General features: G+C 50.6%; 11 protein-coding genes. 7 read left to right on the forward strand and 4 right to left on the reverse strand.

Annotated features, from left to right (window positions below; all coding sequences use genetic code 11):
* Nucleotides 1–49: 49 nt before the first annotated feature.
* From ACP15Y_RS01595 to ACP15Y_RS01620, 6 genes are read left to right on the forward strand one after another with little or no spacing between them, the layout of a single operon-like run.
* Nucleotides 50–1,606, forward strand: coding sequence for an ABC transporter substrate-binding protein (locus tag ACP15Y_RS01595; protein ID WP_424981266.1), 1,557 nt, complete (start codon nucleotides 50–52; stop codon nucleotides 1,604–1,606).
* Nucleotides 1,607–1,663: 57 nt separating this feature from the next.
* On the forward strand, nucleotides 1,664–2,620 hold the full coding sequence (locus ACP15Y_RS01600) for an ABC transporter permease (RefSeq protein ID WP_424981267.1): 957 nt from the start codon (nucleotides 1,664–1,666) through the stop codon (nucleotides 2,618–2,620).
* Nucleotides 2,617–3,555 carry an ABC transporter permease gene (locus ACP15Y_RS01605; protein WP_424981268.1) on the forward strand — a complete coding sequence of 313 codons (939 nt, stop codon included), beginning with the start codon at nucleotides 2,617–2,619 and terminating at the stop codon, nucleotides 3,553–3,555. Before ACP15Y_RS01600 ends, ACP15Y_RS01605 begins: the two co-directional genes overlap by 4 nt.
* Nucleotides 3,555–4,538, forward strand: a complete 984-nt coding sequence (locus tag ACP15Y_RS01610; RefSeq protein ID WP_424981269.1) for an ABC transporter ATP-binding protein — start codon at nucleotides 3,555–3,557, stop codon at nucleotides 4,536–4,538. The genes ACP15Y_RS01605 and ACP15Y_RS01610 overlap by 1 nt, the downstream gene beginning before the upstream one ends.
* A gap of 4 nt (nucleotides 4,539–4,542) precedes the next feature.
* Complete coding sequence (locus tag ACP15Y_RS01615; RefSeq protein ID WP_424981270.1) at nucleotides 4,543–5,559, forward strand: ABC transporter ATP-binding protein; 1,017 nt, start codon at nucleotides 4,543–4,545, stop codon at nucleotides 5,557–5,559.
* A 32-nt stretch (nucleotides 5,560–5,591) separates the two neighbouring features.
* The gene (locus ACP15Y_RS01620; RefSeq protein ID WP_424981271.1) at nucleotides 5,592–6,500 is read left to right on the forward strand and encodes a LysR family transcriptional regulator; all 909 of its coding nucleotides are present in this window, start codon (nucleotides 5,592–5,594) and stop codon (nucleotides 6,498–6,500) included.
* A 79-nt stretch (nucleotides 6,501–6,579) separates the two neighbouring features.
* On the opposite strand, the gene ACP15Y_RS01625 is transcribed toward ACP15Y_RS01620, so the two are convergent.
* Nucleotides 6,580–7,197, reverse strand: a complete 618-nt coding sequence (locus tag ACP15Y_RS01625; protein ID WP_424981272.1) for a 5'-methylthioadenosine/S-adenosylhomocysteine nucleosidase — start codon at nucleotides 7,195–7,197, stop codon at nucleotides 6,580–6,582.
* Nucleotides 7,198–7,343: 146 nt separating this feature from the next.
* On the opposite strand from ACP15Y_RS01625, the gene ACP15Y_RS01630 reads away from it, so the two are divergent.
* Entirely contained in the window at nucleotides 7,344–8,591 is a 1,248-nt protein-coding gene (locus ACP15Y_RS01630; RefSeq protein WP_424981273.1) for an MFS transporter, read from the forward strand.
* Here ACP15Y_RS01630 and ACP15Y_RS01635 read toward each other — a convergent pair.
* The 3 genes from ACP15Y_RS01635 to pgi all read right to left on the reverse strand — a co-directional run bounded on the left by ACP15Y_RS01635 (nucleotide 8,588) and on the right by pgi (nucleotide 12,149).
* Complete coding sequence (locus ACP15Y_RS01635) at nucleotides 8,588–9,469, reverse strand: hypothetical protein (RefSeq protein WP_424981274.1); 882 nt, start codon at nucleotides 9,467–9,469, stop codon at nucleotides 8,588–8,590. The two genes, ACP15Y_RS01630 and ACP15Y_RS01635, sit on opposite strands and share 4 nt — an antisense overlap.
* Nucleotides 9,470–9,548: 79 nt before the next feature.
* Complete coding sequence (locus tag ACP15Y_RS01640; RefSeq protein WP_424981275.1) at nucleotides 9,549–10,439, reverse strand: DMT family transporter; 891 nt, start codon at nucleotides 10,437–10,439, stop codon at nucleotides 9,549–9,551.
* Nucleotides 10,440–10,514: 75 nt separating this feature from the next.
* Nucleotides 10,515–12,149 (reverse strand): glucose-6-phosphate isomerase, encoded by a 1,635-nt coding sequence (gene pgi / locus ACP15Y_RS01645; RefSeq protein WP_424981276.1) that lies wholly within the window; start codon nucleotides 12,147–12,149, stop codon nucleotides 10,515–10,517.
* Nucleotides 12,150–12,156 lie beyond the last annotated feature (7 nt).

Genomic DNA, 12,156 nt, shown 5'->3' on the forward strand with positions numbered 1-12,156 from the left:
AACTGCTGTTTGAAATTGGTGCGTTTGGTTCTGGGGAGGACAAAGCCACATGTTGAGGAGAGTTTTTGCAGCAATCATGCTCACTGTGATGTTCAGTGGGCCAGCGGCGGCGCAGAATAGTTTGCGTGTTGCCTATGATGCGGACCCGGTTTCATTGGATCCCTATGAGCAGCTTTCCGGTGGCACGTTGCAATTGTCGCATTTGATTTTTGATCCGCTGGTGCGATGGACGCAAGATCACGAAATTGAAGCGCGGTTGGCCGAGCGATGGGAATATGTCGCCCCGCAAACGATGCGCTTTCATTTGCGGGAGAATGTGCAGTTCCATAGTGGCAATCTGCTGACGGCTTATGATGTTGAATGGACATTCAACCGCTTAAAAACCAGTGGTGACTTCAAGGCGATTTTTGAGCCATTCACGTCTGTTTCAGTGATTGATGACTACACATTCGACGTCAAAATGAGCCAACCCTACCCGCTTGTGTTGAACTCCTTGACTTATCTTTTCCCGATGGATCGAGCTTTTTACTCCGGTTTGACGGATGATGGACGTGACAAGGCGGAGATCGTCAAACATGGCAATAGCTTCTCTTCTCGCAACGCCTCTGGCACGGGGCCATTTATCGTTGCAGAGCGCGAACAAGGCGTGAAAAGCGTGTTCACGCGCTTTGATCGCTATTGGGATCAACACTCCAAAGGCAATGTTGAAGAAATTGTGCTGACGCCGATCAAAGAGGATTCAACGCGGCTGGCGGCTTTGCTGTCGGGTGCGGTTGATTTTATTGCACCTGTTGCCCCATCAAACCTCAAAAATGTTTCAGACCATCCGCAAACCAAACTCATCACTATGCCCGGCACACGTGCGATCACTTTTCAACTGAACATGGACCGAGTGCCCGCCTTCAAAGATATCCGAGTGCGGCAGGCAGTCGATTATGCGATTAACAATGCCGGAATTGTTGAGCGCATCATGCATGGATTTGCCACGGTTAGTGCGCAAATGAGTCCCGAAGGATATGTTGGACATATTCAAGGGCTTACGCCGCGCTATGACTTAGAGAAAGCAAAGGCATTGATGGCGGAAGCCGGATATGCGGATGGTTTTCAAGTCAGCATGTTGGCGCCGCACAATCGTTATGTGAATGATGAACGCATCGCGCAGGCGGTGGCGTTGATGCTGAGCAAAATCAATATTGAAGTTGATTTGCAAACCATTCCAAAGGCTCAATATTGGACCCAGTATGACGCGCGCGCCGCTGATATGATGATGATCGGCTGGCATTCAGACACCGAAGACAGCGCAAATTTCCACCAATTTTTGACAGCGTGTCCGAATGAAGAAACCGGGCAAGGTCGTTACAACTCATCAGGTTATTGTAACCCCGATGCGGACGAGTTGATGCAGCGCGCGAATAGTGAGATGGACGCGACCGTGCGAGCGGAGCTATTGCGCGATCTTGAACAGATTTTGTTCGATGATGCCGCTTTTATTCCGCTGCATTGGCAGAATTTAGCTTGGGGCGTGCGCAACGGCATTTTGGCGGAAGACATTGTGAATGCGCAAAATGCGCCCTATTTCGGCGACCTTGTGATGGAGGCTCAGTAATGCAATTTCACGACCATTTTCACTTGAGCTGCAACCGCGAGTTTTGTTTGAGATAAGATGATTATTTATTTGGCAAAAAGATTTATTCAGGCACTTCTTGTGCTCGCGGTGATCTCGCTGATCGGGTTTACCGTGCAGGATAATCTTGCTTTCCAACAAGGACACGATCTAGGCTCGGCTGCGGCGTATAATGTTGAAACTGATGCCGGTTTTTTGACCAAATATTTCCAGTTTGTGTCCGGTGCAATTCAGGGAGATTTGGGCACCAGCTCATTTTTCAAAGAGCCTGCACTGACGGTTATCCTGAAAAAGATGCCTGCGACTTTGGAACTGATTTTTGCGGCAGCAGTGCTTGTGGGCATTTTCTCAGTGCCGTTGGGCATTTTCACAGCACTCTATCCAAATCATACGATTAGTCGGCTGATTTTGAGTGTTTCTGTTTTGGGGCTGTCTGTTCCAGTATTTGTTACATCCATTCTGTTGATCTATCTGTTTTCGGTGACTTGGAACATTTTGCCCTCATTCGGCCGCGGTGATGTTGTGCCGATTGTCGGCTATTGGGAAACAAATTTCGCATCTTGGGATGGGCTGAAACATATTGTTTTGCCTGCATTTGCTTTGGCCTCAGTCATGCTGCCGCTTTTTGTGCGGTTGATCCGCGCTGAGATGCGGCAAGTGCTGAAAAGCGAGTATGTGAAATATGCCCGTGCACGTGGCCTATCGCCCTGGCGCATCTATTTTGTCCACGCATTGAAAAACACATTGCTACCAGTTGTAACCGTTGGTGGCGTGCAAATCGGCACATTGGTGGCCTATACAATTTTGGCAGAGACTGTGTTTCAGTGGCCGGGCATGGGCTTTATGTTTTTGGAAGCGGTGAACCGCGGCGACGCGCCGTTGATCGTTGCCTATCTGATGGTGGTCGGGGCGATTTTTGTGGTGCTGAACACCATTGTTGATGTGCTTTACAGTGCGATCAATCCGACTGTTAATTTTGCGAGGATGGCCGCATGAGCAACTCATATCTTTCGCCCTATTCACGCTTTTTTCAAAGCGATCTCACCATTGGATTGCGCCATCATCCTGTGGCTTTTGTTTCGCTGGTGATCTTTGCAATATTGTGCCTGCTGGCAGCGTTTGCACCGCTGCTTGCGCCATTTGATCCGTTTGACACGACCCAAATTGACATTCTGAACAGCGAGCGCCCGCCATTCTGGGCAGAAGGCGCTGAGCCCGCGTTCTTGTTTGGCACAGATGATCAGGGCCGCGATATGTGGTCGATCATGCTTTATGGGCTTCGGCTTTCGCTGATAATTGGGTTGGGTGCGGTGCTGGTGCAAACACTTATTGGCGTCAGCATTGGCCTGATCAGCGGATATGTGGGCGGCCGTGTGGATAGCTTGTTGATGCGCCTGGCGGATATTCAACTGTCCTTTTCGACACTTATGATTGCTATTGTGTTCCTCGCGCTAACCCAAGTTGTGGGTGGCCGTGCGTTTTTTGCGCAATATGCCCCTTTTCTTTTGATCGTGATCATCGGTTTGGCTGAGTGGCCGCAATATGCCCGCACGGTGCGGGCGACTGTTTTGGCGGAAAAGCAGAAAGAATATGTGGATGCGGCGCGCATTATGGGCTTTGGCCCCATGCGCATTATGGTGCGTCATATTTTGCCCAACTCTCTGGCATCGATCTTTGTGATTTCAACCATTCAAATCGCCAACGCCATTATTGCGGAGGCATCGCTCAGCTTTTTGGGGCTTGGCATGCCCATCGCCTACCCGTCACTTGGGTCGCTGATTGCAAGCGGATTTGACTATCTGTTTTCCGGCAGTTGGTGGATCACCACATTGCCCGCACTGCTGCTGGTGGTGCTGATTTTGGTGGTCAATTTGCTTGGTGATTGGCTGCGCGACAGCATCGCCCCGCAACATGTGCCGGAGGCTGGATAATGGCTTTGCTGTCCGTGCAAAATCTAAATGTAAAGTTTGGCGGGCCTTTTGGTGCGATTACTGCGGTGAACAATGTTTCATTTGAGCTGCAAAAGGGCGAGCGTCTCGGCATTGTTGGCGAGTCTGGCGCCGGCAAGTCCATCACTGGATTTGCCTTGATGAATTTGCTGAACTCCCCCGGGTTTATTGATCGCGGCAAGGTGATATTTGACGGACAAGATATGGTTCGCCTCAGCGAGCGGCAGTTGCGGAAAATTCGCGGCAATCGGATGGCGATGATCTTTCAAGATCCCCTCGTGACGCTCAATCCGGTACTCACCATCGGTCAGCAAATGGTTGAAACATTGATGGCGCATCGTCGATTGCGGCAGGATGAGGCCGAATTTATTGCCATTCAAAAATTGCGCGAAGTTTATATTTCTGCGCCTGAAATCCGACTTGGCCAATATCCGCATGAGCTTTCGGGTGGCATGCGGCAGCGTGTGATCATTGCTATCGCTTTGCTGCTTGATCCAGATCTGATCATCGCTGATGAACCAACAACGGCGCTAGATGTTACTACACAAGCCGATATTTTAGAGCTACTGCTCCATTTATGCATGGCCAACAATGTTGGCCTTATTCTCATCACGCATGATTTGGGCGTTGTGTGCCAACTCACAGAACGCGTGATGGTGATGTATGCGGGCGAAGTGGTGGAAACGGGAAAAACCCGCGAAGTGATCAATGACCCGCAGCATCCCTATACGCAGGGCCTAATTTCCGCATTGCCGCAACAAACGTTGCCCGGCACTCCGCTTAAGTCTATCGCGGGATATATGCCTTCTTTGCTGTCACTCCCTGAGGGTTGTCCCTTTCACCCACGCTGCGCCTATGCCTCACCAGAATGTACGCGCGAACGTCCGAGCCTTGTGCAATATCGCGACGCCTCAGTGGCCTGCCACGAAGTGAACCGCTTGCATCAAGAGACATTGGTGGAATAGCGCTATGAATGATGTGGTACAAAACCGCCCCTTGGTCGATGTCAAAAATCTACATATGCAGTTTGAGTTGCACCATCGTGGCCCTGGTTCGCTGGGTCTGCGTAGCCGAAAAAACTTTGTGCATGCGGTGAATGACGTTTCTTTCTCCATCGATCAGGGCGAAGCTTTTTGTTTGGTGGGGGAATCTGGCTGCGGCAAATCAACGATTGCACGGCTGATCACCGGGTTGGAGCGACCAACTTCGGGTGAAATTCACTTTGATGGTCAACGAGTTGATCAGCTTTCACGTGGTGAACAGCGCCCCTTGCGCAAGCGCATGCAAATGATTTTCCAGAACCCCTACGCATCGCTTAATCCGCGCATGACGGTCGATGAGGCCTTGGTTGAGCCTCTAAAGCACCACTTTCCAGATTATTCGCCGCAGGATATTCAACAGCGCAAGACGGACATTATGCGTTCGGTGGGGATTGATCAGACCTGGAGCGATCGTTACCCCGATGCTTTTTCAGGCGGTCAACGCCAACGCATCGCCATTGCGCGGGCGCTGACGGTTGATCCCGAGTTTATGATTGCAGATGAACCGATTTCTGCGCTTGATGCTTCGATACAGGCGCAAATTTTGAACCTTATGCTTGAAGCACGGGCAGAACGCAGCATAACATATTTATTTATTGCGCATGATTTGAATGTGGTGCAGCATTTTGCCACGCGTGTTGCGGTTTTATATTTGGGGTCTATTTGTGAGATATCCAGTACTCGTACTCTGTTTGAGCGCCCGAAACATCCTTACACAAGGGCACTTTTGTCTGCCATTCCGCAACTTAAAGACGACAAGCCAAAATATATTCGCCTGCGCGGTGAGCGGCCAACGCCGCTTGCGCCGCCAACTGGCTGCCCGTTTGAAGGCAGATGTCGTTTCGCAACCAATCGCTGCCGTCATGAGCGCCCTCGTCCCATGCGCCAACCCGATGGAAGCACAGTAGCGTGCCACGCAGTTGAAGAAGATCGTTTGGATGATTGATCACACATCAAGTTCAGGGATGGATTAGGGCTTTGGACCTCATTTGGCTCAGAGATTTTGAGGCACTTACCGTGCAGAAGAGTTTCTCGCGGGCAGCAGAGGTGCGCAATGTTAGCCAGCCTGCATTTTCACGGCGTATACGTGCGCTAGAAGATGAAGTTGGGGTGCAGCTAATTGACCGCCAAACACTGCCGCTTTCACTGACACCAGCTGGTCAGGTCTTTTTATCACAATCCAAAATCATTTTGGACACGTTTTCAGAGGCAATTGAGCGATGTCAAACCATTGATGCTGCGAATGAAAATCAAATTCGATTTGCAACAACTCAATCTCTATATTTGACCCATTACAAAGCCCATATTTCCCCGCTTGTGGATCAGGTCGGGCTTGATGTTGATCTGAATTCGTCTGCTTGGGAAGCGAGTAAGTTCGTGACCGCATTGCAGCAAAATTACTGCGACATCATCTTAACCTACTGGCATCCAGATATGGATTTTTTGGCGCCCCTTGAAGTCGCCCAGTGCGACTATATTACGTTGTCGACAGACCGATTATTGCCGGTCACCGGGGTGGAGAATAATGTCCCACTTTTTTGTTTCGAGAAGGGTCAAAACAGCTCTGTCCCGCTTCTCGGATATGGCAATACTTCCTCACTGCGTTCTGTTGTCGACAGCATCTTGGCGCGAGAGTTGCACCCGAAAAGTGTTTTTATCGTCAGCAAGAATGCGTTGGCAGTGTCAATTAAAGCTATGATTTTAAAAGGGTTTGGGTTTGGATGGTTACCCTTCGATCTCTGTAAAGAAGAGCTAGAAGGTGGAAAATTGCATCAAATGGGCGATGCACGTCTGACAGAGGAGCTCGAAATCCGATTGTATAAGAAAAAAGATAATGACAAACCTACGCTTCAGCGATTATGGCGCGAGATTGAGTGCCACGCTTAGCGCTGCGTGCACCAAGATTTGCCTCTGTTGCGCGGTGCCGTTTGGCTGGCAGTCGAAGAGATAGTTGGCGCGACGGGCTTTAGTCTGCAGCAAGTTCGTCAAAAATCTGAGCTGTAGCCTTTGCAAACTTTTGATCGAGTTCGGGCAGTAATTCCGTCCAATCATCGAACTTTTGCAGCTCTTTTTTGCCATCGCTAATCCCCCGCACCACAATCAGCGGGATATCAAATGCTTGGCAAACCCGTTTTACAGCAAAGCTTTCCATATCCACCATGTCCGCAGTTTGTTCGCTAAACTCTGCCCCCACGATCACTTTGCCGCCTGTAGATAGGCTTGCATGAGGCAAAAAATCAAACAAGGGGTCGAGCGGGAGTTCGGCAGGCAAATCAACAAATGGCGTTTTACCTTTGGTGAACCCAATGGCGGAAGCGTCCATATCGCGATAACTGACGGATGAAGCTTGATACACCTCCCCTTGTGCGAGCGTTGCTGAACCAGAGGACCCAATCAGGATTACAAAGTTTGGCCGCTCCGCACTTTCGCACAAAATGTGCATTGTGTTCATCGCCGCCTCGACAGGACCAACGCCAATTATGTGCGGTTGAATCAAGTTTTTGAGATGCTCGCCATATTCGATGGTTGTTGCCATTAAAGGCAAAATGCAGTGGCCATTGTTCAGTCGCTTAAGTTCAGCCATGGGTTCGCCCTCAATGAAATTGTAGATTTGTCAGAATTGTCCCGCTTTTGGGCGAGAATAAACAGAAAATACCGTCTTGTCGTATAGCATTTTGCGTGATTAGGGTGGGCCGAACTTTAACAGCAAATCAGTTGGGGTCATAACATATGTGGATTGCAATCCGAGCAGCCTGGCCGCTTTTTGTAGGCATGATCTTTTTGATGATCAGCAATGGCTTGCTTTCAACCATTTTGACCATTCGTGCGCAGGAAATCGGCTTTTCCGAAACCACGATTGGTTTGGTGCAATCTGGCTATCCCATTGGCTTTATTTTGAGCTGTTTCATCACCCCGATCATGATCAATCACTCTGGCCATGTGCGGGTTTTTGCGGCGCTCGTTTCGATTGCGTCCACATCAGCACTTATTCACCTGATCACCGACGATCCGATGAGCTGGGCGGCAATGCGTGTCCTTTCTGGATTTTGCTTTTCTGGCATCTATATCGTTGCGGAAAGCTGGTTGAACTCCTTGGCAGACAATAAGAACCGCGGGTCCCTGCTCTCGTCATACTTTGTGGTGCAAACGGCGGGCTATATGGTCGGCCAATTGATGATCGGTTTGTCTGCGCCAGGCGCGATTACATTGTTCATTTTTACCTCGGTACTGCTCTCTATCTCTCTGGTACCCATCTTGATTGCGGCGACGACGCAACCAAGTTTGGATGAGCCGCAACGGGTAACGCTGCGCGAACTTTTCAATATTTCGCCGATGGCGGTTATTGGCGGGTTTTTCATCGGGATTTCGAACGGCGGATTGGCCTTTGTGACGGCTATTTATGCACGCAATGTCGGCCTTAGCGTGCCGGTGACAGGCTATTTGCTGGCGGCGACGACGTTGGGCGGCTTGCTGTTCCAGTTTCCACTCGGCAAACTGTCCGACATCATTGACCGTCGTTTGGTGATTATTGTTGCCTCGCTCGTCAATGGGGTTGTGTGCTTTGTGATGGTCTATGTGGGTAGTCCACACCTTTATCCGTTTATCTTATTTGGTGGCTTTTTGATCATGGGTGGCTTCACCCTGCCCGTTTATTCGATTTGCATGGCGCACATGAATGATTATTTGAAGCCGCAGCAGATGGTTGCCGCGTCCAGTACTTTGGTTTTGGTGTTCTCAGCCGGCATGGTGATTGGACCAATTGGTGGCGCATTTGTTTTGGATCAATTTGGCGGTCCCGGCATGTATGTATTTTATGCATTGGTGGCTCTGATTATGGCTGCGACCGGTATTCAGCGTCTGGTGGCGAGCGATAAGCAAGGCGAAGCAGATGATAAGGATGCGATTATTCCGATCACGCCAACCATTACGCCAGAAGCGACGCAAATTCATGCGGATGATATGGCAGAGGCAAGCTAAGAACGCCCCTTGCTCGGCCAACGTTGCCACGACATGAAGATAAGTGCAGTGAGGAAAAACGGCAGCGCAAACAAGATATTGCTTGCGGGCCGTTCCCGGAAATAGACGATTTCAATAAAGGTGACCATCACCAGAAATCCAGTTTCGAAGCTGTAATTAAAGCGCTTTGGGCTGCTTAACCGAATGGCGTGGACGATCGCGATTTGGATTAGCCCAAAAAGCACGCCAATCCAAACGAGATGGAAGGACTCGGCGGGGCTTGGATTGACCCAGCCCTGCCCCGCACTGAACAGGCCGACAATTACTGCTAACAAAGAGGCATAAAACCCGAGGGCCGATGGCCACATTTGACGCCACCGTTGTTGAATCGGTTTGCTTTGTCTCGCGCCGAGAAGCGCGGCAAACAAGGCAAAGGCCAATAGAGTTAGCAGATTGCTGGGCACAATGGTTGCGCTTAACAAAAGCGGCAAAGCAAACATAAGGGTACCAAATCCGGCTAACTCGATGCCGAGACGCGCATATTCATCCATTTTTTGGGTGCGTCGACGATACCATTCAGCCAGGCGCAACGCACTGAGCATAAAAACAAGCAAGGCGGAGATGAGCAAGGAATTGGTGTTTAACACCAAAAGCAGCAGCCAGAAAGCAGCGCATACTCCAAGGCCCATTGAGATCTGTAATAAGGGCGCCTTGAGATAGAGACGATATGGGATATCGCCACGCAAGCCGAAATAGATGAGGCTGGGCAAAAATGAGTAGATGCCGAGGGAGAATATAATTTGGCCCGGCGGCACGTCTGCGCCGATAATTTTTGCTGACGTCAACAATGCTGCGGCGAGTGCGCCAGCAGCGAGTAGCAATATTTGTGCGAGGTTCATCGCTCCGCCTCATCCTCCTATCTAGAAGATTAGCGCGGTATGAATAGATTTGGCAAATATCAGTATCGGCCAAGGTGAGTTAGCGCGGCATGTTGCGACGGAAGCCTTCCTTAAACGCTACAATTGCAGCGCTACCGACAATAAAAGGCAGAGCAGCATAAAAGCTTAGGCTCGGGATATTGCCGAAAATGGTGACACCGATGACCACGGCCCAAATCAGCGATAGATATTCGTAAGGCGCTAGCTTGGATGCCTCGCCCAGTTGGAAGCTGGTGGTAACAAGAATATGGGCAAAACCGCCGAACAAGCCAGCACCGAGCAGCAGAATTTCTTGTTTGAAATCTGTTTCAGCCCAGCCGAAAGGCAAGGTGCATAAGCCGAAGATTGCGCAAGTGAGCGCGAAATAAAAGGCGATGGCGGCGGGATGTTCGGTTTTGGCAAGGTTACGGATTTGGATGATTGAGGCCGCGGTGAGAATGGCGGCCAAAACGCCAAGGCTCACGCCAATCAAATAGGATTCATTGTCGGTACGGCTGTTCATCAATTCGGGCACAACAAGCACACCTGTGCCGAACACACCGAGAATAACTGCAACCCAACGCACGGCTGGCACCACTTCTTTCAAGAAGATTTGTGCGAATATCACCACGAAGATGGGCGACAAATAGGTCAACATGGTGGATTCAGCGATGGTGAGATATGCCAAAGTGGCGAATGACGCGAACATGGCGCAGCAGCCGGTTAGGCAGCGGAACACATGTTTGATCGGATATTTCGTTTTCAAACCCTTGGGAAACTCGCCGCGAATCCACAAATAGCCAACCAGCGGGATGAGCGCATAGGCACTGCGGTAAAAAACGATTTGCCCTGTTGGGGCAGCATCGGACATGGCTTTAACGCAAGCGACCATCAGCGCAAATAAAATGCCTGATCCGACGCGCAAAATAATGGCTAGGCTATCTTGTGACATGATCTACCGGATTGGTTGGACCTTTACGATAGCCTAGCCTTCAAATTGCGCAATGATTCTTTTGAATGGTTGAGGCTAACCCTTCCACGCGTGGAATTGTGCAAGCAAGCCCTCGGTGGAACCATCGTGCTGGCTCGAGGCTTGTGCGTCTTTCACTTTAGGCAGAATGGCTTTGGCCAGCTGTTTGCCCAACTCTACGCCCCACTGATCGAAGCTATTTATGTTCCAAATCGCGCCTTGCACGAACACTTTGTGCTCATAAAGTGCAATCAGTTTGCCGAGCATTTTTGGTGTCATCTTGGTGTAGATCAAAGTGTTGGAGGGGCGATTGCCTTCAAACACTTTATGTGGGGTGAGCGCTTCGATTTTGGCGTCAGACAGGCCCTGCTCTTTCAACTCTGCAACAACTTGTTCGGCGCTCTTGCCGAGCATCAAGGCTTCAGATTGAGCGAAACAGTTGGCCACCAGCTTTTGATGATGTTCGGGCAGATTGTCGTGCGCTTGCGCAGCGACAAGGAAATCGACGGGAATGGTGTCGGTGCCCTGGTGGATTAATTGATAGAAGGCGTGCTGGCCGTTGGTGCCAGGTTCGCCCCATACGATTGGGCCAGTTTTGCGGGAGACTTTTTCGCCATTGAGCTGAACGGATTTGCCGTTGGATTCCATATCCTGCTGCTGCAAATAAGCGGCGAAGCGGTTCATGCGTTGATCATAGGGCAAAACGGCGTGGGTGGCATGGCCCCACACATTGCGATACCACACGCCTAACACCGCCATGATCACGGGCATATTTTCCGCAAGCGGTGCGGTGAGGAAATGCTGATCCATTTCATAGGCGCCAGCCAGAAACTCATCAAAATGGTCCGGGCCGATGGCCAGCATAACGGGCAAGCCGATAGCGGACCAGACGGAATAGCGACCGCCTACCCAATCCCAGAAGCCAAAGATGCGATCTTGGGCGATGCCAAAATCGGCGCAGGCGTCCAAATTTGTGGAGAGTGCTGCGAAATGGTCTTTAACCGCTTCATCACCCAGCGTGTCCACCAGCCATTTACGTGCGGTGTTGGCGTTGGTCATGGTTTCGTCGGTGGTGAAGGTTTTGGAGGCGACCAGAACGAGCGTGGTTTCGGGCTGAATTTGCGCCAGCGTGTCGGCGATATCTGCGCCATCGACGTTTGAGACGAAGTGTGGCGTGATGCCTGCGTCTATGTAGGGACGCAGCGCATTGCAGACCATTGCAGGGCCAAGGTCTGACCCGCCAATGCCGATATTGACAACATCGGTTATTTTCTGGCCCATAGCGCCTTTGATGTCGCCAGAGCGCACTGCATTGGCAAAAGCGCGCATATTGGCCAAGACCTCGCGTACATCAGGCATAACGTCTTTGCCGTCGACCATGACAGGCTGGTCACCCTGATAGCGCAGCGCCATATGCATAACGGCACGGTCTTCTGTGGAATTGATATGCTCGCCTGCCAACATGGCGTCACGCCGCGATTCAACATTGGCGGCTTTGGCGAGATCGATCAGGGCGTTAAACGCACTCTCATCGATTAGGTTTTTGGAATAATCAAGGGCGAGATCATCCAGCTTAAGGCTAAATTTGCTGAACCGTTCCGGATCAGATTTAAACATCTCCCGCATTTTGGCATCTGCCAAGCGGGTGTGATGATGGGAAAGCGCAGTAAAAGCTGAATCGATCTGGGACATGATCTTT

The organism is Maritalea sp. S77, assembly GCF_049801075.1.
In the GTDB taxonomy this organism is placed as follows: Bacteria; Pseudomonadota; Alphaproteobacteria; order Rhizobiales; family Devosiaceae; genus Maritalea.